Annotated in this window: 31 protein-coding genes and 1 tRNA gene; 13 read left to right on the top strand and 19 right to left on the bottom strand. The window is 61.2% G+C overall.

The window, feature by feature from the left end:
• Positions 1-149 precede the first annotated feature (149 nt).
• The 9 genes from AC04PH_RS03920 to AC04PH_RS03880 form a co-directional block, all read right to left on the bottom strand.
• Positions 150-1,556, bottom strand: a complete 1,407-nt coding sequence (locus tag AC04PH_RS03920; protein ID WP_483064436.1) for a Y-family DNA polymerase — start codon at positions 1,554-1,556, stop codon at positions 150-152.
• 223 nt (positions 1,557-1,779) lie between these two features.
• Complete coding sequence (gene rplL, locus AC04PH_RS03915) at positions 1,780-2,154, bottom strand: 50S ribosomal protein L7/L12 (protein WP_483064435.1); 375 nt, start codon at positions 2,152-2,154, stop codon at positions 1,780-1,782.
• 68 nt (positions 2,155-2,222) lie between these two features.
• Positions 2,223-2,735, bottom strand: a complete 513-nt coding sequence (gene rplJ, locus AC04PH_RS03910; protein WP_483064434.1) for a 50S ribosomal protein L10 — start codon at positions 2,733-2,735, stop codon at positions 2,223-2,225.
• A 249-nt stretch (positions 2,736-2,984) separates the two neighbouring features.
• A complete protein-coding gene (gene rplA / locus AC04PH_RS03905; RefSeq protein ID WP_483064433.1) occupies positions 2,985-3,683 on the bottom strand; it encodes a 50S ribosomal protein L1 in 699 nt (232 codons plus the stop codon).
• Positions 3,683-4,108 (bottom strand): 50S ribosomal protein L11, encoded by a 426-nt coding sequence (gene rplK, locus AC04PH_RS03900; protein ID WP_483064432.1) that lies wholly within the window; start codon positions 4,106-4,108, stop codon positions 3,683-3,685. Before rplK ends, rplA begins: the two co-directional genes overlap by 1 nt.
• Positions 4,109-4,211: 103 nt before the next feature.
• Positions 4,212-4,742 carry a transcription termination/antitermination protein NusG gene (gene nusG, locus AC04PH_RS03895; protein ID WP_483064431.1) on the bottom strand — a complete coding sequence of 177 codons (531 nt, stop codon included), beginning with the start codon at positions 4,740-4,742 and terminating at the stop codon, positions 4,212-4,214.
• A gap of 250 nt (positions 4,743-4,992) precedes the next feature.
• Entirely contained in the window at positions 4,993-5,187 is a 195-nt protein-coding gene (gene secE / locus AC04PH_RS03890; RefSeq protein WP_483064430.1) for a preprotein translocase subunit SecE, read from the bottom strand.
• Positions 5,188-5,247: 60 nt separating this feature from the next.
• Entirely contained in the window at positions 5,248-6,150 is a 903-nt protein-coding gene (locus tag AC04PH_RS03885) for a hypothetical protein (RefSeq protein ID WP_483064429.1), read from the bottom strand.
• A 61-nt stretch (positions 6,151-6,211) separates the two neighbouring features.
• Positions 6,212-6,287, bottom strand: a tRNA-Trp gene (locus AC04PH_RS03880).
• A 106-nt stretch (positions 6,288-6,393) separates the two neighbouring features.
• On the opposite strand from AC04PH_RS03880, the gene AC04PH_RS03875 reads away from it, so the two are divergent.
• Positions 6,394-7,083, top strand: a complete 690-nt coding sequence (locus AC04PH_RS03875; protein WP_483064428.1) for a lysophospholipid acyltransferase family protein — start codon at positions 6,394-6,396, stop codon at positions 7,081-7,083.
• Here the strand turns inward: AC04PH_RS03875 and AC04PH_RS03870 are convergent.
• Entirely contained in the window at positions 7,063-7,725 is a 663-nt protein-coding gene (locus AC04PH_RS03870) for a CatB-related O-acetyltransferase (RefSeq protein WP_483064427.1), read from the bottom strand. The genes AC04PH_RS03875 and AC04PH_RS03870 overlap by 21 nt on opposite strands.
• Before the next feature lie 196 nt (positions 7,726-7,921).
• Here AC04PH_RS03870 and AC04PH_RS03865 point away from each other — a divergent pair, with 196 nt between their 5' ends.
• Entirely contained in the window at positions 7,922-8,416 is a 495-nt protein-coding gene (locus tag AC04PH_RS03865; RefSeq protein WP_483064426.1) for a ferritin-like domain-containing protein, read from the top strand.
• A gap of 237 nt (positions 8,417-8,653) precedes the next feature.
• A complete protein-coding gene (locus AC04PH_RS03860; RefSeq protein WP_483064425.1) occupies positions 8,654-9,187 on the top strand; it encodes a peptide-methionine (R)-S-oxide reductase in 534 nt (177 codons plus the stop codon).
• A gap of 193 nt (positions 9,188-9,380) precedes the next feature.
• Here the strand turns inward: AC04PH_RS03860 and tuf are convergent, their stop codons facing one another.
• Positions 9,381-10,556, bottom strand: a complete 1,176-nt coding sequence (tuf, locus tag AC04PH_RS03855) for an elongation factor Tu (protein WP_483064424.1) — start codon at positions 10,554-10,556, stop codon at positions 9,381-9,383.
• 220 nt (positions 10,557-10,776) lie between these two features.
• On the opposite strand from tuf, the gene AC04PH_RS03850 reads away from it, so the two are divergent.
• From AC04PH_RS03850 to AC04PH_RS03840, 3 genes are read left to right on the top strand one after another with little or no spacing between them, the layout of a single operon-like run.
• Entirely contained in the window at positions 10,777-11,130 is a 354-nt protein-coding gene (locus AC04PH_RS03850; RefSeq protein ID WP_483064423.1) for a YciI family protein, read from the top strand.
• 5 nt (positions 11,131-11,135) lie between these two features.
• On the top strand, positions 11,136-12,374 hold the full coding sequence (locus AC04PH_RS03845) for an RNA polymerase sigma factor (RefSeq protein WP_483064422.1): 1,239 nt from the start codon (positions 11,136-11,138) through the stop codon (positions 12,372-12,374).
• Positions 12,375-12,420: 46 nt separating this feature from the next.
• Positions 12,421-12,792, top strand: coding sequence for a VOC family protein (locus tag AC04PH_RS03840; protein ID WP_483064421.1), 372 nt, complete (start codon positions 12,421-12,423; stop codon positions 12,790-12,792).
• Here the strand turns inward: AC04PH_RS03840 and AC04PH_RS03835 are convergent.
• On the bottom strand, positions 12,789-13,184 hold the full coding sequence (locus tag AC04PH_RS03835) for a hypothetical protein (protein ID WP_483064420.1): 396 nt from the start codon (positions 13,182-13,184) through the stop codon (positions 12,789-12,791). The two genes, AC04PH_RS03840 and AC04PH_RS03835, sit on opposite strands and share 4 nt — an antisense overlap.
• Complete coding sequence (locus tag AC04PH_RS03830; protein WP_483064419.1) at positions 13,181-15,496, bottom strand: DNA topoisomerase IV subunit A; 2,316 nt, start codon at positions 15,494-15,496, stop codon at positions 13,181-13,183. Before AC04PH_RS03830 ends, AC04PH_RS03835 begins: the two co-directional genes overlap by 4 nt.
• A gap of 146 nt (positions 15,497-15,642) precedes the next feature.
• Between AC04PH_RS03830 and AC04PH_RS03825 the strand changes: the two genes are divergently transcribed.
• From AC04PH_RS03825 to AC04PH_RS03800, 6 genes are all read left to right on the top strand, one after another.
• Positions 15,643-16,200 (top strand): SH3 domain-containing protein, encoded by a 558-nt coding sequence (locus AC04PH_RS03825; protein ID WP_483064418.1) that lies wholly within the window; start codon positions 15,643-15,645, stop codon positions 16,198-16,200.
• A 42-nt stretch (positions 16,201-16,242) separates the two neighbouring features.
• The gene (locus tag AC04PH_RS03820) at positions 16,243-17,067 is read left to right on the top strand and encodes an SDR family NAD(P)-dependent oxidoreductase (RefSeq protein WP_483064417.1); all 825 of its coding nucleotides are present in this window, start codon (positions 16,243-16,245) and stop codon (positions 17,065-17,067) included.
• A 57-nt stretch (positions 17,068-17,124) separates the two neighbouring features.
• On the top strand, positions 17,125-17,331 hold the full coding sequence (locus AC04PH_RS03815) for a twin transmembrane helix small protein (RefSeq protein ID WP_483064416.1): 207 nt from the start codon (positions 17,125-17,127) through the stop codon (positions 17,329-17,331).
• Positions 17,332-17,335: 4 nt separating this feature from the next.
• The gene (locus AC04PH_RS03810; RefSeq protein WP_483064415.1) at positions 17,336-17,908 is read left to right on the top strand and encodes a cob(I)yrinic acid a,c-diamide adenosyltransferase; all 573 of its coding nucleotides are present in this window, start codon (positions 17,336-17,338) and stop codon (positions 17,906-17,908) included.
• Positions 17,909-18,064: 156 nt separating this feature from the next.
• Complete coding sequence (locus tag AC04PH_RS03805) at positions 18,065-18,823, top strand: electron transfer flavoprotein subunit beta/FixA family protein (RefSeq protein WP_483064414.1); 759 nt, start codon at positions 18,065-18,067, stop codon at positions 18,821-18,823.
• Positions 18,824-19,753, top strand: coding sequence for an electron transfer flavoprotein subunit alpha/FixB family protein (locus AC04PH_RS03800; protein WP_483064413.1), 930 nt, complete (start codon positions 18,824-18,826; stop codon positions 19,751-19,753).
• Positions 19,754-19,845: 92 nt separating this feature from the next.
• Here AC04PH_RS03800 and AC04PH_RS03795 read toward each other — a convergent pair whose 3' ends face one another.
• A complete protein-coding gene (locus tag AC04PH_RS03795) occupies positions 19,846-20,691 on the bottom strand; it encodes a DUF6473 family protein (protein WP_483064412.1) in 846 nt (281 codons plus the stop codon).
• Positions 20,692-20,837: 146 nt separating this feature from the next.
• Between AC04PH_RS03795 and AC04PH_RS03790 the strand changes: the two genes are divergently transcribed.
• Positions 20,838-21,713, top strand: a complete 876-nt coding sequence (locus AC04PH_RS03790; protein ID WP_483064411.1) for a 3-hydroxybutyryl-CoA dehydrogenase — start codon at positions 20,838-20,840, stop codon at positions 21,711-21,713.
• A gap of 17 nt (positions 21,714-21,730) precedes the next feature.
• Here AC04PH_RS03790 and AC04PH_RS03785 read toward each other — a convergent pair whose 3' ends face one another.
• The 5 genes from AC04PH_RS03785 to AC04PH_RS03765 all read right to left on the bottom strand — a co-directional run bounded on the left by AC04PH_RS03785 (position 21,731) and on the right by AC04PH_RS03765 (position 24,718).
• Positions 21,731-22,612 carry a lysophospholipid acyltransferase family protein gene (locus tag AC04PH_RS03785; RefSeq protein ID WP_483064410.1) on the bottom strand — a complete coding sequence of 294 codons (882 nt, stop codon included), beginning with the start codon at positions 22,610-22,612 and terminating at the stop codon, positions 21,731-21,733.
• A gap of 61 nt (positions 22,613-22,673) precedes the next feature.
• Positions 22,674-22,943 (bottom strand): HPr family phosphocarrier protein, encoded by a 270-nt coding sequence (locus tag AC04PH_RS03780; RefSeq protein ID WP_483064409.1) that lies wholly within the window; start codon positions 22,941-22,943, stop codon positions 22,674-22,676.
• Between the two features lies 1 nt (position 22,944).
• Positions 22,945-23,337, bottom strand: a complete 393-nt coding sequence (locus AC04PH_RS03775) for a PTS sugar transporter subunit IIA (RefSeq protein ID WP_483064408.1) — start codon at positions 23,335-23,337, stop codon at positions 22,945-22,947.
• A complete protein-coding gene (rapZ, locus tag AC04PH_RS03770) occupies positions 23,334-24,269 on the bottom strand; it encodes an RNase adapter RapZ (protein ID WP_483064407.1) in 936 nt (311 codons plus the stop codon). The genes AC04PH_RS03775 and rapZ overlap by 4 nt, the downstream gene beginning before the upstream one ends.
• On the bottom strand, positions 24,266-24,718 hold the full coding sequence (locus AC04PH_RS03765; RefSeq protein WP_483064406.1) for an HPr kinase/phosphorylase: 453 nt from the start codon (positions 24,716-24,718) through the stop codon (positions 24,266-24,268). Before AC04PH_RS03765 ends, rapZ begins: the two co-directional genes overlap by 4 nt.
• Positions 24,719-24,723 lie beyond the last annotated feature (5 nt).

The following is a 24,723-nucleotide window of genomic DNA, read 5'->3' as shown; positions in this document are numbered from 1 at the left end:
GCAACCCTTGGCAAAAAATTATACTTGACGTGAATGATGCGATCTGAATGACACGCGCCGTGTATCGTGAATGTCGTTGCCGACACGACGCTCAAGCGTATATTCTCAGTTGAATTTCCTCTTATATATCAAAGCTCACTGTCAACCTGTCAGTAAGAACAGAAATGAGTCTGTTCGTCCGCCACGGGCGCATTTCCGAAATCCGCTTCCTCCGGGATCCGACCAAATGCGATCTTCGCACCAAGATAACCACCAGGCAGATCGACACGCGGACCCAGCGAAATTATTTCCGGCCCATGATCGGCACGCAACCTATCCATCATCTCGCTGATCCGGTCCCATCGCTCGCGTCGCTCTACCAGGCTCGACGCACCGTCTCGATCAGAAAGATGTTCGAATAAATCATTTGTGACGGCATCTCTCTCGATCAGACCATGCAGGGTCACGCTAACCGAACGTGGTCGGAAAGCGAGCTGCCGATTGGATAGGGCCAGCCCTTCGGACAGGGCATGAAGGAAAGTATTGTCGTCCCGTGCCGGGCCAAATCCCATCTCGAAATGTCGATGCAAATTGTTGGTCGGCTCAGTAGAACGGTTTCCACGTTTCGCACTCCGGAAACCCAGCGATAACCTGGTTGCAAATAAATCGGTTCGTCGGAGCCGCCGACTTGCCCCAAGGCATAATTGGCGCGCGCACTGACCTACTTTTTCTACATTTCGCCAATCTGCAGGCAGTATTCGGCTATGCCCGAACATACGCTTCTTTGTTTGTGGTCGTGTAGTAGGAAACCCATGTAGCTCACTCCAAAATCGCTCCCCCTCGACGCTACCCCATATGGCCCGAGCCTGCTTTGGGGCGAGAGCCCACAATGCCGGAACATCGAATACACCTGCCGCTTCGAGCCTACCTGCGACACCAGCGGCAATTCCCGGTATTTTCCGTAGGGGCAAGTGGTTCAGCTTTCCTGGCAGGTCCATCATTTCCAAGCGAACAAGCCCGTCCGGCTTATTCATTTCAGCTCCGATCTTGGCCAAAAGTTCAGTCGGTGCGAGGCCTATGGAACAAGTGAGCACTTCACTGAAGTTCTGCCTCAACGCTTTCTTGATCTCCATCGCCAGAGCAGCTCCACGTGCCGCTTCGCTCGGTAATAATTCGCAAACCAATTCGTCTATCGAACGGACGTTGGCGATCGGCAGACATTTTTCGATCACCTTCATGATACGCAAATGAAGTCGAACATAGACATCGTGTCGTGCAACGACGAACACCATGTCGGGTACGGATGCCCGTGCATCGGTAAGTGAAACGTTCGACTTCAACCCCCGCGCCTTCGCCTCACGGCTGACGGCGATACATCCGGTATACGGCGAATCCAACGGGACGACGCCGACTGGCCGATCCCTCAAATCAGGGTTGAAATGCTGCTCGGCAGTTGCGAAGAAACTGTCAAAATCAAGATAAAGCCTTTCGACGCAATGAATTTTTTCCACCGGACCTTCGCTTATGTATTTCTCCCGTCGAAAAGAACAATACATGAACAAAATGATGAGTCGCAACTAGTTTACAGTTGATGAAATGGCGAAACGCGAGAAAAGGTGCAGTTTAAGCAGCAGCGTGTGATCTGTGACTTTGTCGATTATCGTCAGATGTTTCATCGCCAGTGATCTGAGTATCCAGAATAAAAAACCCGGATAGCAAGACTGCAATCCGGGTTCGTTTTGAAGAGCTTGGTTCTTACTTCGACAGTTCCGTAAGAACTCCTGCTCGCTTCGGTCTGCCTTAAGCCAGTTCGACCTCGGCGCCGGCTGCTTCCAGCTTTGCCTTGATCTCTTCGGCTTCTGCCTTCGCAGCGCCTTCTTTGACTTTGCCGCCAGCTTCGACGAGGTCCTTGGCTTCTTTCAGGCCAAGACCTGTGATGCCGCGGACTTCTTTGATGACGTTGATTTTCTGTGCGCCAGCATTCTTGAGAACGACGTCGAATTCGGTCTTCTCTTCAGCCGCTTCAGCAGCGTCGCCACCAGGGCCTGCCATCATGACAGCGCCGCCGGCTGCGGGCTCGATACCATACTCGTCCTTGAGGATGGTTTTCAGTTCTTGTGCTTCGAGAAGGGTCAGACCAACGATCTCTTCAGCCAGTTTCTTCAGATCAGCCATTTGCTTTTTCCGTTTCTAAATAGTGTGTTCCAACGTGAGGCTCACGCCCCAGGTCAATCCAGATTGCCTTATGCAGCTTTCTCTTCGATGGTCGAAAGAATGCTCGCGATGTTCGAAGCAGGCGCGCCAATGGCCCCGGCGATGTTGCTGCCCGGTGCTGCGATACAACCGACGATGGAAGCGATAAGCTCCTCGCGCGATGGCATCCCGGCAACGGCTTTCACACCAGCCACGTCCAGTGCGTTCTCACCCATTGCGCCACCAAGAACGACCAGCTTGTCGTTCTTCTTGGCATATCCGTCGACCACTTTCGCTGCTGCGACAGGGTCTTCGGAATAGGCGAGGACGGTCATGCCTTCGAGGTATTCGGCAATGCTTGCGCATGGCTTACCCTCAAGGGCGATCTTGGCGAGCTTGTTCTTGGCAACGCGCACGGACCCGCCCGCTTCACGCATTTGCGCGCGCAGGTCCTGCATTTCGGCAACTGTCATGCCTTCGTAGTGGGCAACCACTACGACGCCAGAGCTTTCAAAGACTTGGCCGAGTTCCCCGACCAGCTGTTCTTTTTGTGCTCTATCCACAGTTTCACTCCAAGTTTGGGGGTCTCCCCCCGGCTCATGTTTGCCCCCGGTCTTGTGGGGGCGTTCGGGTCCAATCTCAGGGTCCCGAGGCCGCGATCGCCCGAGGGTCGAAACCCTTGGGATATCTTGTTCTCGTTTCCCATCTCAGGAAGGAATTATTCGCGGCTTGCGCCTTGAACCCTCCGTCTCGGACAGAACGGGGCGATGGTCTGCCCCGTCATTCGCCGGCCCTTGCGGGCCGGGGAATTCTCAGTTGCCGGTGGCCGAGGCGACCGACAGCGACACGCCAGGGCCCATGGTCGAAGACACGTTGATCTTCTTCATGTAGGTGCCCTTGGCACCCGACGGCTTGGCCTTGCCGACGGCATCGACGAATGCCAGCAGGTTTTCCTCAAGCTGCTTGGCGTCGAAAGAGGCCTTGCCGATGCCGGCATGCACGACGCCGGCTTTCTCGGCCTTGAACTGGACCTGACCGCCCTTGGCCGCTTTCACGGCTTCGGCCACGTCCATCGTCACCGTGCCGACCCGCGGGTTCGGCATCAGGTTGCGTGGGCCAAGCACCTTGCCCAGACGACCGACGACGCCCATCATGTCGGGTGTCGCGATGCAACGGTCAAAGTTGATCTCGCCGCCCTGCACCGTTTCCATCAGATCTTCCGCACCGACGATGTCGGCACCGGCGGCTTTGGCTTCCTCTGCCTTTTCGCCACGGGCGAACACGGCCACGCGGACCGTTTTGCCGGTGCCGTTGGGCAGGGACACCGTGCCGCGGACCATCTGGTCGGCGTGGCGCGGGTCGACACCCAGCTGCATCGCGATCTCGATGGTTTCATCGAACTTCGCCTTGGCGTTTTCCTTGACGAGCTTCACGGCCTCTTCGACGGTGACGTTCTCTTTGCCAGCAAATGCTTCGCGCGCTGCTGTCGTGCGCTTACCATATTTTGCCATTACTTCACCTCGATGCCCATGGAGCGGGCCGAACCCGCGATGATCAGCATTGCGCCTTCGACAGACGTCGCGTTGAGGTCCTTCATCTTGGCTTCGGCGATTTCGCGCACCTGCTTGCCGGTGATCGACCCTGCGGTGTCACGGCCCGGCAGCTTGGAGCCGGACTTCAGCTTGGCGGCCTTCTTGATGTAGTAGGACGCGGGCGGGGTCTTGATCTCCATCGAGAACGACTTGTCCGCGTAATAAGTGATGACGGTCGGGCACGGTGCGCCGACTTCCATTTCCTGCGTCTTGGCGTTGAACGCCTTGCAGAATTCCATGATGTTGATGCCGCGCTGACCCAGCGCAGGACCCACGGGTGGGGATGGGTTGGCTTTACCTGCAGGAACCTGCAGCTTCAGCGTCCCGACGACTTTCTTGGCCATGTGGCCTCTCCTTCTTTCAGCGACGGACCACGTCCGCCCTACAATGCCCGTCTCCGGGCGTCTTGCCGTGGTTTGCCGTCATGGCTCCCACGTCTGACCACGCCTATTGCTTCACAACCTGCGTGTATTCCAGTTCGACCGGGGTGGCCCGGCCAAAGATCGAGACCGTCACCTTGAGGCGCTGGTTCTCGTCGTCCACTTCCTCGACCATGCCGTCGAAATCCTCGAACGGGCCGTCAGATACCTTGACCTTCTCGCCCACCTCGAAGTGGATCAGGGTGCGCGGTGCCTCCTGCCCTTCCTCGACACGACCCAGGATCGCCTGAACCTCGGCATCGCGCATCGGCATCGGACGGCCCTGCGGGCCCAGAAAACCGGTGACGCGGTTGATCGAGTTGATCAGGTGATAGCCCTCGTCGGACATCTCCATGTGGACCAGCACGTAACCGGGCATGAAGCGACGCTCGGCCGTCACTTTCTTGTTGCGGCGGATCTCGATCACTTCCTCGGTCGGCACCAGAACTTCGTCGATCTGATCGGACAGCCCCTGCTCCTCGACCTTCTGACGGATGGTCTCTGCGATCTTTTTCTCGAAGTTCGAGAGGACGCTAACCGAATACCAACGTTTCGCCATGTGATCGGGCACCTTTGCCATCTGCCGGGCGACCCGAGGGCCGGACCGCGAATTTCCATTGCTATCAGGCGGTTGGCCCGCCCTACCGGAAAATAAAATACGGCGCGCAACACGATTCGCCGCACGCCATTCCCGGAAGTCCGGCGCTCATACCGCCCTAAGCCACTGTTATCAAGGGGGTGGTGGCAGAAAACGGCCACCGCCAGCATCAATTCCGAACCGACCGGTTCAAATCATCCAAGTGTCGAATCTAGCTGCCGAAGTAAGAGAGAACGCCCTGCAGGCCGCCACGGATGATAAGATCGACCAACGAGAAAAACACCGCCGTCAGCGCCGCCATGATGAAGACCATGATCGTGGTCATCACGACCTCACGCCGCGTCGGCCAAACCACCTTTGCAATCTCTGCGCGGGTTTCCTGAATAAAGCGGACGGGGTTGGCCATCGGTGCGATCCTTCTTGCGACAGATGGCGACATACGCAGTCTTGCGGTGCAGTTCAAGCGTTAGCTGTCTGCCACGTCTCCGATCATCGTCACGCCCGGTGTTTCCGCAATGGCTGCGACCTGTGCCGCGTAATAGCGGTCCGCCACCTCGCGCAAATTGGGATCGAACAGTTCGAACGGCGGATTGTCGGCGGTGCTGGGCAGTGCTGCGGCGATGTCGCGCACCGGGCGGCCCGCTTCGTTCAGCAATTCCTGCGACAAGACCTCGCCCACGGCCGCCTGCGACAACCGCGGCATGGCACGATCGGTGACTGGCGCGACGACCGCCGCCGCCTCCCCGACGAGGGCACCGCAGACGTCTGTAAAGTGCGCGGCATAATCCTCATAGCGCCAGACCGTCAGCGATCCGACCCCGTCGGCCTGACGCAACGCGCCGACATAGTCAGACCAGTCGACCTCGGAGGGGAGATTGCGCTCAAGAAACTCCTGCGGTGTCACGACCTTGCCGCTGAGCAGAATCTGGCTGTAGATCGACGCCAGAAAGTTGGACGGATGCCGCACACCGAGGCAGACATCGACGGGCCGCCCAAGAGCATGGGCCAGTTTCGTCACGCGACCCGGTGCCTGTGGGTAAAGCGGCAGCGGCACCTTCCCCCATCCGCGCTGGAAATTGCCGGCAAAGTTTTCTTCGGAAAACACGACGCGGTCCGCGCCATCCGCAAGACGCGCCAATTCTTTCAGGGGGTCGGTGTCGGGACGGGCACGGTTGGGATCGAAGGGAAACCCGAACCGCTCCGCCAGCGTGTGGCCCAGACGGCGCAACGATTCCGGCCCGTAGAACCTGACACCTGCCGCAACCAACGCATCCCCGCTGTCCCGCAGGGATTGCTGCAAGTGGGTGGTGGCGGTCTTGTGCGCACCGATATGCAACACGACCTTGGGTTCAGAGGCTTTGGAGGACATCAGGTGCGGCAGGCCCATGTAATGGCGGCACGGATCGCCGGAGACCGACCGGCTGTGGCCTTGGCAGGGGCAGAAGGACTTGAACCCTCGACCTACGGTTTTGGAGACCGCCGCTCTACCAACTGAGCTATACCCCTAAGGCCGATGTGTCGATTAGCCGGAACCGCCTGACAGATCAAGGGCCAGCCTTGTCATTCCCTTGGAAAATATCGCATCAACACCCGACACTATGCCGAGGCATCCATGATCAAGGCCCTGCGCCGCCGTATCGAACGCTCGCCCCTGCTCGCCCGCGCCATTGCGGCGGTGGTCGGCTGGTATCTGCGGCTTTGCCTGCGCACGATTCGCTGGCAGATCGAAGGCCGCGACAGGCTCGAGGCCGATCTGGCGGAAGGTCCTGTGCTCTGTGTGCTTTGGCACGGGCGGCTGATGATGATTGCGCCCCACTGGCCCCGCACGGCTGGCAACCTGTCATGCCTGCATGACACCGCCCCGGTCGGACGGATCGCCGGCGCGCTTCAGGCCCACTTTGGTCTAGACCCGTTCGAGATGTCGGCGCGCCGGTCGAACATCGCCACCTCGCGCGCGGTCAAGAAGCGTGCCGATGCCGGCATCAGCATCGGTATCACGGCGGACGGCCCCAAAGGACCGGGGTATCAGGTCAAGGATGCGCCACTGGACTGGGCGCGTCTCATGCAGCGCCCGGTTTACGGCTATGCGTTCGCGACGCGCCGTGCACGCCGCCTGAAAACCTGGGACCGGATGATGTTGCCCTGCCCCTTTACGCAGGGGGTGGTCGTGTTTCAGCGCATCGCCGTCGACATCCCACGCAAGCCAACACCCGCAGACACAGACGCCGCCCGCGCGCAGATGAAGGCCGGCTTGGACGCGGCGACGGCGAGAGCGGATGCATTAGTCGCCGGGACCGGCTGACACCGCGCGCAGGGCCGCGATGTCACCGCCCACGATTTCGGCCTCATGCGCCACGATCCGGTCGATGGACCAGTGCCACCATGCGATCTCGTTCAGCGCGGCGATCGTCGCATCGTCGTGGCGCATGCGCACGACCCGCGCGGGATTGCCCGCGACGATGGCGTAGTCGGGTATGTCACCGGACACGACGGCCGCCGCACCGACGATCACGCCGTTGCCGAGGCGCGCGCCCGGCAGGATGCGCGCGCCTTGCCCGATCCAAACATCGTGACCTACAACGGTGTCGGGACCCGGATCAAGCATCGACGGTCGCCCGGCGAGACCGCCGCTGAAAATACCGAATGGATAGCTGGAAAATCCATCGTACCGGTGATTGGCGGACGACGTGATGAATTGAACCCTGTCGGCGATCTGGCAGAACCGTCCGATCCGCAGGTGTTCGGGCGAAAACGGATAAAGATAGGGGGCCAGTACCGCGGCCCAATCCTCGGGCACGTCGTGGGCGCTGGCATAGGTATATTCGCCCACCGCAAAGCGCGGATGATCGACGGCAGCCCGCAGGAACACGGTGCCGGTGTGGGCGCTGCCGTCTGGCAGGGTGACGGGATGCAGGGTTGTGGGGTCTGCGAATGACTGTGGCATTAAGGGCTCCATCAGTTGAAACGGATCGGGTCACTCAACCGGTCATGCGCATCGCGTCCTCCATCGTCATACCGGCAGTCTAGCGATGGCATCCAGCCTATCGCAACCCTGCCGCGGTCGTCTTTTCGGAACGCGCCGCAGGCCGGGCGCGTTGAGAAGACAGTTGAAAAAATGAAAACACGTCAAGGAGAAACCAATGGCTCTCAACACGCTGCACGATGTCTATCACGATCAATTGCAGGATATCTGGAGCGCCAATACCCAGGCGCTCGAAATCGTCAATGCGCTGGGTCGCGCGGCCTCTGACAAGGACCTGTCGGAGGCCCTCATCGCCGGATCGAACGGGATTGCCGACGGTATCGAGGTCGTGACAGAGATCTGCAATCGCCACGACATCAAACCCAACGGTGAACATTGCAAGGGAATGGAAGGTCTGGTGGCCAAGGCAAAGGCGCATGTTTTGGACGCCGATTTCGGTGACGACGCGACGCGCGACGCCATGATCATCACGCAATATCAGCGCATGGTGCACTATGCGCTGGCCGGGTATGGCTGTCTCGTCGCCTTTGCGAACCGGCTGGAACTGGACGACGACGGTGCACAGCTTCAGCAGTGTCTGGACCAGACCTACGACGGTGATCGCACGATGACCGAGATCGCGAAAGGCGGCGTCAATGCGAGGGCCGCCTGAACGGGAGGAGTGTCTCGTTCAGTTTACCGACGATCGGCCGGCCGCTTTGCGGTCGGCCTTTTTCACATCGTGAAACGCGTCTTACCCCTCGAAAACCCGAAAAATGCGTTTCTGCAACATTGCATCACAACCCATGCCGGACGTTGACAACACTGTGACTCACGCGCTGTTGTCTCGCCTTTTGTGGCTTTCATCGCGATGCTGGCGGCAATGCTCTCATACATAAGGAGTCACGACATGACCCATCTTCACCGCCGCGCGTTCCTGTCAAGCACCGCGCTGATGGCGGCGGGTGTCGCACCCGCCACTGCCCAAAGCGACGACGCATTCCGGTACGAGGTCACCCGCACGGAAGCGGAATGGCGCACGATGCTGACGGAGTACGAGTACGAAATCCTGCGCAACGGCCAGACCGAGAAACAACGCACCAGCCCGTATTGGGAACTGGACGAGCCGGGCTATTACGCCTGCAAAGGGTGCGATCTGCCTGTCTATGACAGCCAGTACAAGACGCTGCTGGACAAGGGCTGGGTGTTCTTTCACCACGCAATCCCCGATGCGGCGCTGACTTCCATCGACTACCGCGTTCCGGTCGAGATGGCCGAGGCCGGGATGGTCACTGCGGTCGATCCCAATATCGAATACAATCGCGCCTCCCCGATAGAGACCCACTGCCGCCGGTGTGGGTCGCATCACGGGCATATCCTGATCGTCGACGGACCGATCCTGCATTGCATCAACGGCACGTCGCTGGTGTTCCACGCCGCATGATCGCGGTGAATTATCCTGGCGGGCGGAATGCTGCGGGGGGCGGGTACTGTTTCGGAAACCGGGGCTGATCGGCGTCGGGGAATTGAGGGCGGACTTTTGGTGAACGCCTGACGGCGCAGACGGCCGGTCGCGCCAACGGAAAAAAGCCGCCCGTTGCGGGGCGGCCTTTGGTGTTGCGCTGCGGTGTGCGGCGTTACTCGGTGATCTTCGACACCACGCCGGCGCCGACGGTGCGGCCGCCTTCGCGGATCGCGAAGCGCAGGCCGTCTTCCATCGCGATCGGTGCGATCAGCTCGACGTTGAACTTCAGGTTGTCGCCGGGCATCACCATCTCGGTGCCTTCGGGCAACTGCACCGTGCCGGTCACGTCCGTCGTGCGGAAGTAGAACTGCGGGCGGTAGTTGGCGAAGAACGGCGTGTGACGGCCACCCTCTTCCTTGGTCAGGATATAGGCCTCGGCCTCGAACTTCGTGTGCGGCTTCACCGAGCCGGGCTTGCACAGCACCTGGCCACGCTCCACCCCGTCACGGTCCACGCCGCGCAGCAGCGCGCCGATGTTGTCGCCGGCCTCACCGCGGTCCAGCAGCTTGCGGAACATTTCCACGCCCGTGCAGGTCGTCTTCTTGGTGTCGCGGATGCCGACGATCTCGATCTCGTCGCCCACGTTGATTACGCCACGCTCCACACGGCCCGTCACGACCGTGCCGCGGCCGGAGATCGAGAACACGTCCTCGACCGGCATCAGGAACGGCAGGTCCACCGCACGCGCAGGCGTCGGGATGTAGGTGTCCACGGCTTCCATCAGAGCGCGGATCGACTTCTCGCCGATCTCCTCGTCGCGGCCTTCCATCGCGGCCAGGGCCGAGCCGGGGATGACGGGGATGTCGTCGCCGGGATACTCGTAGGAGGACAGCAGCTCGCGGATTTCCATTTCCACCAGTTCCAGCAGCTCTTCGTCGTCGACCTGATCGACCTTGTTCATGTAGACGACCATGTAGGGGATGCCCACCTGGCGGCCCAGCAGGATGTGCTCGCGCGTCTGCGGCATCGGGCCGTCGGCGGCGTTCACCACCAGGATCGCGCCGTCCATCTGGGCGGCACCGGTGATCATGTTCTTGACGTAGTCGGCGTGGCCGGGGCAGTCGACGTGCGCGTAGTGGCGCGTGTCGGTCTCGTATTCCACGTGCGCGGTCGAGATCGTGATGCCGCGGGCCTTCTCCTCGGGCGCGCCGTCGATCTGGTCATAGGCCTGAAAATCGCCGAAATACTTCGTGATCGCCGCCGTCAGCGTCGTCTTGCCGTGGTCGACGTGACCGATCGTCCCGATGTTAACGTGCGGTTTGGTCCGTTCAAACTTTGCCTTAGCCATGTGCCAATGCCCTTAAATTCTGTGGGGCCGATGCGGCCCGTTTCAACATCGCGGGCGATGTATTGCGAATTGGGCGGGAAATCAAGCGCCAGCTTTGCCTTGGCGGTATTTTGGGTCCGGGTGAAAATAAGTTTCGCGGCGATGTCGATTTCGTGAAACCCCGGACGTCTGGTATGTAGCAGGCCCATGGTTGCCTGCGCCCATCAACAGGAGACATCCAATGCAGTACATCTGCCTGATCTATTCCAACGAAGCCGCCGAACCAAAGCCGGGGACCGACGCATTCGGCCCCTTCATGCAGGGCTACGGGACATTCACGCAGGCCTGCGTGGCGGACAAATCGCTGGTGCATGGCGACGCCCTGCAGCCTGTCGCGACCGCAACCACCGTCAAGGTCCGCGACGGCAAGACGATCGTCACGGATGGCCCCTTTGCGGAAACCAAGGAGCAACTGGGCGGCTACTACCTGCTGGAATGCAAAAATCTCGATGCGGCCATCGCGAAGGCGGCACAGATTCCATCGGCGGCCTTCGGCAGGATCGAGATCCGACCCGTCGTCGTCTGGGACGACTGAGCATCGTGGCGCCCCCGAAACCGCATCAGGTGATTGCACGCACCGTACAGGAGGATTGGGGGCGCATTCTCGCAGCACTGGTCAAGACGCTGGGCGATTTCCAGCTTGCCGAAGACTGCCTGCAGGACGCTACCGCAAGGGCACTGAAAGTGTGGCCGCGCACGGGCCTGCCCGACACGCCGTCCGCCTGGCTGATCACGACCGCGCGCAGACGCGCCATCGACCGGCTGCGCCGCGACGCGCGCTTTGCCGCGCGCGCGCCCGAACTGTCGCATTTGATGGACCTCGCCAATGAAGCGCCCGACCACGAAACGGCCGACATGATCCCGGATCAGCGGCTTGAGATGATCTTTACCTGCTGCCATCCCGCTCTGGACGAAAAGGCCCGGGTCGCGCTGACCCTGCGCACACTGGGCGGGTTGTCGACAGAGACCATCGCCGCAGCGTTTCTTGATCGGCCGGAGGCGATGGCGCAGCGTCTTGTCCGGGCCAAACGCAAGATCGCGGCGGCGGCAATCCCCTACGAGGTCCCGGGCATCGACGCCATGCCGGACAGGATCGCCGGTGTGCTTTCGGTCATCTATCTGATTTTCAACGCCGGCTACACCGCCGCAAACGCGGGCAAATCCGGGTTGAGCGACGAGGCGATCAGACTGGCCCGCATCCTGCATCAGTTGATGCCCGACAATTGCGAGGTGGCGGGATTGCTGGCGCTGATGCTGCTGCACGATTCCCGTCGGGCCGCGCGGCTCGATTCCGTTGGGCGCATGGTCCCTCTGTCCGAACAGAACCGCGCCCGATGGGACCGCGCCAAGATCAAGGAGGGTGACGCCTTGTTGCGGGCTACCCTGCCGCAAGGACGGACCGGTCCTTACCAGTTGCAAGCCGCGATCAGCGCCGTCCACGCCAACAGCCCGACCTGGGACAGGACAAACTGGCGCGAAATTGCGGCGCTTTACGGATTGTTGTACGTGCACACCCCCACGCCGGTCGTGCGGATCAATCAGGCGCTGGCCATTTCCTACGCGGACAGCGTTTTCGCCGGGCTGGCGATGCTCGACAGTCTCGCAGACGAACGCAAGGTAAGCCAATATCAGGGCTATCACACAGCCCGCGCCGATCTGCTGGAACGCAGCGGCGCGCTGAGTGCGGCCTGCACCGCCTATGACATGGCAATTTCGCTGACCGATCAGGCGGTGGAACGCGCGCATCTGGCCGGCAAGCGCGCCGCGATTTCGCATTGAGCGGCGTTATTGCTAGACTGCGATGACAAACACAAAGGAGACGGTCATGAAACTGGGGGCATTTTCCATCAGCCTGAATGTCAAAGATCTTGCCGCATCGCGCGCGTTCTATGAAAAACTGGGCTTCGAACAGATGGGCGGCGACGCAGACCACGGCTATCTGATCCTGAAAAACGGCGACACGATCATCGGCCTGTTTGGCGGCTTTATCGAAGCCAACACGCTGACGTTCAATCCCGGCTGGGACCAGAACGCGCAGAACACCGATGACTTCGACGATGTCCGCGTCATCCAAAAGCGGCTGAAGGCGGCGGGAGTCACGCTCGAACAGGAATGTGACGAAAGCACCGAGGGCCCTGCGCACATCACGTTATTCGACCCGGACGGCAATGCCATCCTGATCGACCAGCATCGCTAGACGTCCATCAGCACGCAAAGCAGGCGGGAATTGCTCAACCGTATGACCGCGGTGCGTCCGTCCGGGATATCGTAGATTTCGGGCGTGCCGTTGTAACCGACCTGCCCCGCGACGATTTTCGGTCCCGGCACATTGCACCGCGCCTGTCCGAATACCTTCAGACAGGACACATCCGGCCCGGATTTCACCGGCAGCAGGTCGAAATTGAAATCAAGGCGTTGTTCACTGCGGACGCGATCCTCAAACTCCAGACCTTCGGGCAGCGCCGCAATCATCGGACATTCATCACCGACAGGTTGGCTGGTCGCGTACCAGTAGCCACCACCAAGGCCAATCACCACAACGGCGGCACCCCCGATCAATCCATATCTGAACAGTTTTTCAATCGTCATGGGTCAAACCTGTTGTCGCGCGGGAAACCCCGCGGTGCCATGCGGCCTGCACTGGCGCGTTTGCCGATCCATTCTTCCAGCTCCGTCTGGGTACGGGTCCGCCCCGCCGGATCGAGCCACGACAGCCCGTCTGCAAGTTGGAACGTCGTCACGTCCGACATGCCGCCATCCTTGTACTTCTGCAGGCGCACGCCCTTACCGCGTCCCATCTCGGGCAATTCATCCAACGGGAACACCAGCACCTTACGGTTTTCGCCCACGACGGCCACGCTGTCACCGTTCACGCGGCGGCAGGTCCGCGCAGTGCCGGCGCCGACGTTCAGCACCTGTTTGCCCGCCCGCGTCTGGGCCACAACATCGTCTTCGGGCACGATGAACCCGTTGCCCTCGGACGAGGCGACCAAAAGGCGCATGCCGGGCTTGTGGATCAGGATATCGACGATCTGCGCCTCGTTGGGCAGGTCGATCATCAGACGCAGCGGTTCGCCCATGCCGCGCCCACCGGGCAGGTTGGCGGCGGAAACGGTGTAGAACCGTCCGTTGGCACCGAAGACCAGCAGACGATCCGTGGTTTCCGCGTGGAAGATAAAGCGTGGACCGTCGCCGTCCTTGAATTTCAACTCGCGGGTCAGATCGATGTGGCCGGTCATCGCCCGGACCCAGCCCATCTGACTGCACACCACGGTGATCGGCTCGCGATCGATCATCGCTTCCAGCGGGACCTCGACCACTTCGGTCGCTTCGGCGAATTGCGTGCGGCGCGCGCCACCTTCGCTGTCACGGCCGAACTTCTTGCGGGTCTCGCGCAATTCCTCGGCAATACGCTGCCATTGCAGATCGCCACTGGCGAGCAGGTCTTCCAGACCCATCCGCTCTTCCATCAGCGCGTCGCGTTCGGCGATCAACTCCAGCTCTTCCAGACGGCGCAGGGACCGCAGGCGCATGTTCAGGATCGCCTCGGCCTGCACCTCGGACAGCGATACCTCCGGGTCGGCACCGGCGACAATGGGCGAGACGTAGTCCCGCTCCGATGACGCGCGCGCGTGATCTTGTCCCCAATCTTCGACCATCAGGGCCTGTTTGGGGTCGTCGTCGTAGCGGATGATATCGATCACGCGGTCCAGATTGAGGAAGGCGATGATGAAGCCTTCCAGCACCTCCAGCCGGTGGTCGATCTTGTCCATCCGGTGCTGCGACCGGCGGACCAAAACATCGCGGCGGTGATCCAGAAACGCGCGCAGCACCTCTTTCAGCGAACAGACCTTCGGCGTCAGCCCGTCGATCAGAACGTTCATGTTCAGCGAAAACCGTGTCTCCAGATCGGAGTTGCGGAACAGCATGCCCATCAGCACATCCGCCTCGACCGACCGCGACCGGGGTTCGAGCACGATGCGGATATCTTCGGCACTCTCGTCGCGCACATCGGCAAGGATCGGGACCTTCTTGGTCTGGATCACCTCTGCCAGTTTCTCGATCAGTTTCGATTTCTGTACCTGATAGGGGATTTCGGTGACGACGACTTGCCACTGGCCGCGGCCCAGATCCTCGACCTCCCATTTCGCGCGAAGACGGAACGATCCGCGCCCGGTGCGATAGGCCTCCGCGATATTCTCGCGCGGCTCCACGATGGTGCCGCCGGTCGGAAAATCGGGGCCGGGGATATAGTTCAGCAACGTGTCGTCGCGCGCGTCAGGCGTCTTGATCAGATGCAGGCAGGCGTCGATCACCTCGTGCAGGTTGTGTGGCGGAATGTTCGTGGCCATCCCCACCGCAATCCCGCTCGACCCGTTGGCCAGCAGGTTGGGGTAGGATGCCGGGAACACCGACGGTTCTTCGAGGCGGCCATCATAGTTGGGGCGGAAATCTACTGCGTTTTCCGACAGGCCTTCCATCAGCGCCTCGGCCAACGCGGTCATCCGCGCTTCGGTATAACGCGCGGCGGCGGGGTTATCGCCGTCGATGTTGCCAAAGTTTCCCTGCCCGTCGACGAGCGGATAGCGCACGTTGAAATCCTGCGCCAAACGCGCCATCGCGTCATAGATCGCGGCATCGCCGTGCGGGTGGAAATCACCCATCGTATCGCCGCTGATCTTGGCCGATTTCAGGAACCCGCCGGTGGGCGACAGTCGTAGCCGCGACATCGCGTAAAGGATACGGCGGTGCACCGGCTTCAACCCGTCGCGCGCATCGGGAAGCGCGCGGTTCATGATCGTGGACAGCGCATAGGTCAGATACCGCTCGCCCAGCGCGCGGCGCAGCGGCTCGGTCGTGTCCAGCGGCGGGACGATATCGTCGGAAGGGTCGTCGCTCATACAAGATTGTGTAGCGAGGGGAACCCGCGGCGGCAAGAGACGTTGGCCCGGGGAACGAGACGCGGATTTTCCCTGCCAAAATCACGTGTTTTCGTGTAAAAGGCCACTGCTGCACGCAAAAAGTCGATTCCACCGAGGGGGATACCATGGGCAAGTTCATCATCGCGACCTTTCTACTCCTGGGGTGGGGCTTCTATGTTCTGTCCGGCGGCGCCGATTTCGAGCCTGAGCCCTGGCCCGGCCAGGTCGCGGCGGTAGAGGTCGAGACACTGTCCAACGACGACAACTCCATCGTGATCGACGTGACCCGCAGCGACACGGCCGCGTTGAACGCCGTCGCTGCCACGCCCCAGACCCCGGTACCGTCACAGGAAGAACAACTGATCGCGGCGCTGCAGACGGCCCCGGCAGAAGAAACCGTCGGCGAAGCACCTGCCGTTACCGAGGCGGTGGCCGAGGTCGACACGGCTGTCGAGGTTGCACCTGCCGACGACACCGCCCCCGCCGTCGATTTGCGCGCCGTTGCGGGCAGCCGGGTCAACATGCGTGAAGGCCCCGGCACAACATTCGGCGTGATCGACACCCTGCCCGGCGGGACAGAGGCCGAAGTGATCGAGGTCAACGACGATGGCTGGGCCCGCATTCGCCTGACCGGCACCAACCAGACCGGCTGGATGGCCGAACGGCTGCTCGATCCGATCTGATGATCGCTTGCCAAGCTGTGCGCCGCACGGCACTGATGGCGCATGACACGCTCTGTCCTGATCACCGGCTGTTCCAGCGGCATCGGCTATGACGCGGCCCATGGGTTGCGCGCGCGCGGCTGGCGTGTCTTTGCTAGTTGCCGGAAGACCGCTGACTGCGCCCGTTTGCAGGCTGAAGGCTTCGACAGCCCCCTGATCGACTATGCCGATCTCGATACGATCTACAACGGGTTGGCCGAGGTGCTGGAAGCGACCGGCGGCACGCTTGATGCGCTTTACAACAACGGGGCTTTTGCCTGTCCGGGTGCTGTCGAAGATCTGTCGGGTGCGGCTCTGCAGGACATTTTCGCGACCAATCTGTTCGGCTATCAGGACCTCACGCGCGCAGTGATCCCGGTGATGCGCGCGCAGGGGCATGGCCGGATCGTCAACTGTTCGTCGATCCTCGGACTGATCGGTCTGAAATGGCGCGGCGCCTATGTCGCCACCAAATTCGCGATGGAGGGGTTGAGCGACGTGCTCCGGATCGAGATGCGTGGCACCGGCATATATGTCTCTCTGATCGAACCCGGTCCCGTGACATCGGACATCCGCAAGAATTCCATCCCGCATTACGAACGCTGGATCGACTGGGAAAACTCGGCCCGGCGCGACGAATATGCCGAGTTGCGCAGCCGTCTTTACGAAGACAACGGACCGGACCGCTTTGAACTGCCCGCGTCAGCCGTCACGAAGAAACTGATTCACGCGCTCGAAAGCAAACGGCCAAAGCCACGCTACTACGTTACCTTTCCGACATATTTGATGGGGGGACTGCGGCGCGTGTTGCCGACGCGGCTGCTCGACGCGATCGCCGCACGGGTCTGACCCTTTCCTTTGGCGATCCGTCTGCTAAGTGACAGGCTAGCAAGCAAAGGAAACCCGATGACTGACGATCCGCTTTTTCTTCTGGTTGCCGTGGCGGTGCTCATCGTGCTGGGTATCCTGCTGTTCGGCATCGGCACCTTCGGCAAGGGCGGGGATTTCAACCGCAAGCACGCCAATCGCATCATGCGTTGGCGGATCGGGGCGCAGTTCGTCGCGGTCATCCTGATCCTGGCCTTCGTCTATTTCCGGCGTCAGGGAGGGTAACGCGATGGTCGTTCTCAACAAAATCTACACCAAGACTGGCGACAGCGGCGAAACCGCCCTGGGCAACGGCACCCGTGTCGCAAAGCACAGCATGCGCGTCACAGCCTATGGCACCGTGGATGAGGCCAACGCCACGGTCGGCATGGCTCGTCTTCACGCGACTGGCGACATGGACGCGCAATTGGCGATGATCCAGAACGATCTTTTCGATCTGGGTGCCGACCTGTGCCGTCCCGATATGGAACAGGACGCAGAGGCCGAGTATCCGCCGCTGCGCATGACCAATGCACAGGTCGCGCGTCTGGAATCCGAAATTGATGCCATGACGCAAAGCGTCGAACCCCTCCGCAGCTTCATCTTGCCGGGCGGGTCGGCGCTGGCAGCACACCTGCACCTTTGCCGCACGGTATCGCGCCGCGCCGAACGGCTGACGGTGGAACTGGCGACGATGGAACACGTCAATCCGGCGGCGGTCAAATACCTCAACCGTCTGTCTGACTGGTGTTTTCAGGCTTCCCGCATCGCCAACGACAATGGCAAGGACGACGTGCTTTGGGTGCCGGGAGCGAACCGGTAGTTTCCGCCCGGCCAATCGCGCGCCTGACCTTATCGTCAATTCCGTGGCGTCGGTGGACGCTGCCGCGTCGATTTTACACTGTTTTCGCCGGTCCACGCACGGTATTGCGGTGCAGAACGCATCAAACGCTTCGAATCTAATGGGAGAACACCGCCGATGAAGGTCCTCGTACCCGTCAAGCGCGTGATCGACTACAACGTGAAAGTCCGCGTCAAGGCGGACGGTTCCGGTGTCGATCTTGCCAACGTCAAAATGTCCATGAACCCGTTCGACGAAATTGCCGTCGAAGAGGCGATCCGCCTGCGAGAAGCGGGCAAGGCCGACGAAGTCGTCGCCGTTTCCATCGGCGTAAAGCAATCCCAGGAAACCCTGCGCACCGCACTCGCCATGGGTGCCGACCGTGCCATCCTGATCGTGGCCGCCGACGACGTGCACACGGATATCGAACCGTTGGCGGTCGCCAAACTGCTCAAGGCCGTGGTCGACGAGGAACAGCCCGGTCTCGTGCTTTGCGGCAAGCAGGCCATCGACAACGATATGAACGCAACCGGACAGATGTTGGCAGCATTGCTGGGCTGGTCGCAGGCGACATTCGCCTCCAAGGTCGACATCGACGGCGATCACGCCACCGTCACGCGCGAAGTCGACGGCGGCCTGCAGACCATCAAGGTCAAGATGCCCACCATCGTCACCGTGGATCTGCGCCTGAACGAGCCGCGCTACGCTTCGTTGCCCAACATCATGAAGGCAAAGAAAAAGCCGCTGGATGAAAAAACGCCTGACGACTACGGCGTCGATGTCAGCCCGCGCCTGAGCATCGTCAGCACAAGCGAGCCCGAAGCGCGCAGCGCCGGCATCATCGTGAAATCGGTCGACGAACTGGTCGAGAAACTCAAAGAAGCGGGGGCTGTATAAATGGCTGTTCTTCTGATTGGTGAAGTCACCGACGGCGCGCTGGCGCTGGACGCGACCGCAAAGGCCGTCACCGCGGCACAGGCCCTTGGCGACGTAACGGTCCTTTGTGCGGGTGCATCCGCATCCGATGCCGCTTCCGAAGCTGCAAAGATCGACGGCGTCAAGGCTGTGATCTGTGCCGAGGATGCCTCGCTTGGGCATCGTCTGGCCGAACCCACGGCAGATCTGATCGTCTCGCTCGCAGGCGACTACAGCCACATCGTGGCACCCGGCACCACCGACGCCAAAAACGTGATGCCGCGGGTTGCTGCATTGCTGGATACGCAAATCATCTCCGAGGTGACCGCCGTCGTCGACGCCGACACGTTCGAACGGCCGATCTATGCCGGGAACGCAATCCAGACGGTGAAATCGGGGGACGCGACGAAAGTCATGACCATCCGGACTGCCGGGTTCGACGCCGCCGGTATGGGCGGTGGCGCAGATGTGTCGACGGTCGATGCCGCCGCTGATCCCGGCCTGTCGGAATGGGTTGAAGACAAGACCGCGGAGTCCGACCGCCCGGAACTCACCTCGGCCGGGGTCGTGGTGTCCGGCGGGCGCGGTGTCGGTTCCGAAGACGACTTCAAGCTGATCGAGGCGCTGGCGGACAAGCTGGGTGCCGCAGTCGGCGCATCGCGCGCGGCGGTGGATTCCGGATACGCACCGAACGACTGGCAGGTCGGTCAGACCGGCAAGGTCGTCGCACCCGATCTTTATGTGGCCGTCGGTATTTCCGGCGCGATCCAGCACCTTGCGGGCATGAAAGACTCCAAGATCATCGTCGCGATCAACAAGGACGAGGAGGCACCGATCTTTCAGGTCGCCGACTACGGACTTGTCGCTGACCTGTTCGAAGCAGTGCCGGAACTGACGGAGAAGCTCGGTTAGATACCAGCAAGAGGCGATAACTAAGAACGATCAAGACGGCCCGCCTTCCGGTGGGCCGTTTCCATTTCCGCACCACCCTTCCGTCGAAACGACTAACGCCCCGCCAAGGCCATTTTAAGGACCGGAACCAGCGTGTTGCTGGCCTCTTGATGACAGGCGACACCCAGCATGCCGCGTGCCGCTTTCATCTGCATCGGCGGGACAAACATCCCCTTGGTGCCTTGTGAAAGGGCGACTTCGGTCGGTTTGGCCACGATAATGTCGCGCACAAGGGGTCGCAGATCGTTCATCATCGACGTCGTGATAAAGAGCGGATCGACACTGAGCGGATTGGCGTGCGTGTCCCAGGGGTCGTCGGTCATGTCGTGGCGGGAGAACCACAAAAGAACCGCGTTCGGGCCAATCTGGCCAAGCATGTTTTTCATGCGCGCCACCCAGGCGGCCCGTAATTCAGACACGACGATGTCGAACCGTTCCGCCGACATATCAAGCAAGGCGCCCAGCATGTGCCGGGTGAACGTGAAGTCGGCAAAATCGACCTCTGCATAGATCGCCTGCAACACGGAAGAGGCGCGAAGGAAGCGATCGTTGCGGCGCGGATGGACCGAATAAAACCGGTTCGACAGATAGTTCGCCCCCATGACCTGCACGACCGTCAGCTGGGCATCGTGGCAGGCCGCCATGATCGTCGGATCGTTCACAAAGGCATCGACCCCGCCGTTGACACAACCAAAGTTCACACAAGGCCGCCCCAGTTCCTTTTCGACCAGCGCGGGAAACGGTCGGTCCACGAACTTGCCGAAGGTCTCCGTCCCGCCGAGGAAGGCAAGATAGGGTTCGTCCAGCCGCCGCCGCGGCCCGCGAAAGAAAATGCGCGACATCCCGTACCTACAAGGCGCGTAGGATAAGCCGCCGCCGTCTATCGTTTCGTGCTTCATGTCCGCTCACCATGATCCATCCCCTGCACCATCGTCGCGATTCATTGCTATTTTCCTAATGCGTGAAAAACCGGCCGGGGCCGGGATGCGGTTGAAGCGCCCGGCGTAACGGGCATAAGGTGCGGCAAAGCAGTCAGGGGAAGATCATGGACATTCAAAAGGTCGGGATCGTGGGCGCGGGTCAGATGGGCAACGGTATCGCGCATGTTTTCGCGCTTGCCGGGTTCGATGTCACGATGACGGATATCAGTGCCGACGCGCTGCAGGCGGCCGTATCCCTGATCGACCGCAACATGGGGCGGCAGGTCGACAGGGGCGGCATCACGGCAGACGAAAAGGCGACGGCAATGGCGCGGATCGCCACCACCGGCACGCTTACCGAACTCGGGCCAAGCGACCTGATCATCGAAGCTGCGACCGAGCGCGAAACGATCAAGACCGCGATCTTCGAAGACCTCGTGCCGCATCTGAAACCGGAAACGATCCTGACCTCGAACACCTCCTCGATCTCCATCACGCGCCTGGCGGCCCGCACCGACCGCCCCGGCAAATTCATGGGTTTTCATTTCATGAATCCCGTGCCGGTGATGCAACTGGTCGAATTGATCCGGGGCATCGCCACCGACGAGGAGACGTTCAAGGCCTGTCACGATGTCGTCGGCAAGTTGGGCAAGACCGCCTCGACATCAGAGGATTTCCCGGCCTTCATCGTGAACCGCATTCTGATGCCGATGATCAACGAGGCGATCTACACGCTCTACGAGGGCGTGGGTTCTGTGAGTTCGATCGATACATCACTCAAGCTGGGGGCGAACCATCCGATGGGCCCGCTGGAACTTGCCGATTTCATCGGGCTGGATACCTGTCTGGCGATCATGAACGTACTGCATGACGGGCTTGCCGATACCAAATACCGTCCCTGCCCGTTGCTGACCAAATATGTCGAGGCCGGCTGGCTGGGACGCAAGACAAAACGCGGATTTTACGACTATACGGGCGAAACGCCGGTGCCGACCCGGTAAGCGACAGTGCGTCAGCGTCAGTCCCTTCGCAGAGCCAGGGTCCGGTCACGCAGCCATGCCATGAAAGCACGTGCATTTCCGATCCGCTCGGCGATTTCCGATTGCGGAACCGGAGGTCCGACGACGGGTGCAATCGGGGTGTCACGCGCCCTGACGACCTCATGCACCAGTAGCCCCTGTCGCAAGGTGGCCGAAACCCGGTTCGCAATCTGGTAGGCGCGGGAGTTCTGCCCGTCGAAACGACACGGCACGACCACGGCGCCCGACGTTCGGATCAGCTTGGCGGTAAATGCGTTCCATTCCGCCTCTTCGACCGGGCCGAACATCGTCGCGGACGTCGCGACGACACCGGACGGAAACAGCGCGACCAATCCGTCTTCATTCAGATGCGCCATCGCCTGTTTGCGCATCTCGACCATCTTGGCCTGCGCGTCAGGGTCGTGCGGGAACGGCACGGGGATCAGAAAACGCGTGGCCTCCTCGTCGAAATTCGTCAGCACGGACCGGGTGAGTATCCGGTAATCCGGGCGAATTTTTCCAATCATCTTGGCCAGCACCATCCCATCGACCAAACCGTGAGGATGGTTGGCGACCAGAATGACCGGACCGGTGACAGGAATATGGGCGAGCTCTTCCGGCGGGGTCGTGATCTCGATCCCCATCACGTCCAGCGCGCGGTCATAGAATTCCTGCCCATGCGCCGGGCCCTGCGCCTCGAATGTCTTGACCCAGCGCGCAACCGTCAACTTGCCGGTCACCATCTCCATGGCGTGGATCACGCCGCGTTTGATCGGATCGGTAAAGCTGTTGGCATAGCTCAGCGCGCGCCTGTCATAGCGGTGCTGCGGGATCGGCGGTTCGGGCACTTGGGATCCACGATGCTGCGTCTTGTCCGGCAAGTCGGATCCTTCCAAACACTCCCGGACCAAACAATCGCGGGCCAAACGATCCCGGGCTGGACTAGTCGCCTTCGCCGAACTTGTCGGCGACCAGCGCAGCAATCGCCTCTGACAAGGCGTCAGCATCGGGACCAGCGGTCTCGACTTCAATAAAGGTTCCGATGGTAGCTGCCAACATCAAAAGCCCCATGATACTGTCGCCGTCCGCGTCCATGCCGTCCTTGCGGACGACAGCGCGCGCATCGTGTGCCTCGACGACCTCTGCCAGTTTGGCCGATGCACGGGCATGCAGTCCCTTGACGTTCTCGATACGCAATCGCTGGATGGGCATGTCAGGGCGTTCCCACGGAATGGCTGTTGATATATTTGTGGGCCGCAGCCAACGACGCCTCGACCGCGTCAGGCACAGCGCGATGGCGTGATTTGGCAAGTTTCACCAGCATCGGCAGATTTGCCCCGTAAAGGATGCGACGGTTGCCGGGATTGCAGGCCAGCAAAGACAGGTTCGACGGCGAACCGCCGAACATATCGGTGACGATCACTACACCCTGCCCCGCGTCGACCGCGTCAGCCGCGGCGCAGATTTCGGTCTGTTTGGCATTGCGGTCGTCGTCGGGACCTATCGCAATCGTACGCACCCTGTCCTGTCGACCGACGACATGCTCCATCGCGGCGCGGTATTCCTCGGCCAGACGTCCATGTGCCACGATCACGATCCCGATCAAACGGAATGTCCCTTCTGTCCGCCCGGCTTGCTCAGGCCGCGCCGTTCCAGCTCCCGATGACGTTTAGACACATGCCAGCCGCTTTCTGCAAGCGTCAACGCAAAGCGTTCCGCGACGGCGACCGAGCGGTGTTGCCCCCCGGTGCAGCCGAACCCCACCGCCAGATGCGACTTTCCTTCGCGTTTGTAGGCCGGCAACAGCAGATCACTCATAGCGTTCAGGTTGGCCTCGAACCCGGCGAAAAGCGGATCGGCGGCGACATAGGCATCGACCTCCGGATCGCGCCCGTCACGGTCGCGCAGGCCCGGTTCCCAATGCGGATTGCGCAGGAACCGGCAGTCCATCACGATATCCAATCCACGCGGCAGGCCACGCTTGTACGAGAAGGAGTGCACCGAAATTCCCAGCAGGCGACCCTGCCCGGGCGCGAACCAGCGATCGATTTCCTCGCGCAGGTCGTGCGGCGAAAGATCGGTGGTGTCGATCAGCACATCGGCCCGCGCGCGCACGGGCACCAGCATTTCGCGCTCGTGCGTGATCCCCACGAGGGGTGCATCGGCGGGTGCCAGCGGATGGCGGCGGCGGGTCTGTGAATAACGCCGGACGAGTTCGTCTTCTGCGGCATCCAGATAGAGCAGCTGCGCCATCAGATCGGACCGGTCGATCACCGCTTCGATATGATCGATCAGCGCGGCGACACTGAAATCACGGTTGCGCACGTCGACACCCAGCGCCAGCGGTCCGGCAGGCGGGGCACCTTCCAAAAGGCGGGGTAACAGCGACAGCGGCATGTTGTCGATGACCTCGAAACCCAGATCCTCGAGCGCGTTGATCGCGGTCGACCGCCCGGCCCCCGACGGCCCCGTCACCAGAACGAATGGCGCCACGCTCACCGTGCCGGCTGCATTGATATCGAGCGTCTGGTTGGTCATCTGTCGCTGCGCCCTGCCTTGAGAAACTGAACCAGTGATGCCGCAAAATGTGGCGAGGCGTAGCCATATAACAAGGGGACCTCACAATCCAGTAGCGTGATCGTGCGAACGGGGGGGATGCGATCCGGTTCCGTTACGTCAAGATCAAGCACAGCGCCGAGTGGCACGCCGGCTGCATGATCCGCACTCAGAATGCCGAGACCCCGCGCCTCGATCAGCCCCGCAATCGTGTCGGGTGGGCTGGCGATGATCTGACCGCTTCCGTTGTTTCCCAGAATGACCCTGTCATCGGCGACGAGCATCGCCCCCAGCGCCATCAACTGCAACGCCATGGCGGATTTTCCGGAACCCGACGCGCCGGTAATCAGCAGTGCGCGAGCCTCAATGGCGACGCAACTGGCGTGCACTATCGCGCTTTCGCCGTGCGGACCGGACGGTGCAGTTGCCATGCTGC

The organism is Yoonia sp. KMU-150 (genome assembly GCF_056858355.1).
This window is presented reverse-complemented; position numbering and strand designations above follow the sequence as displayed.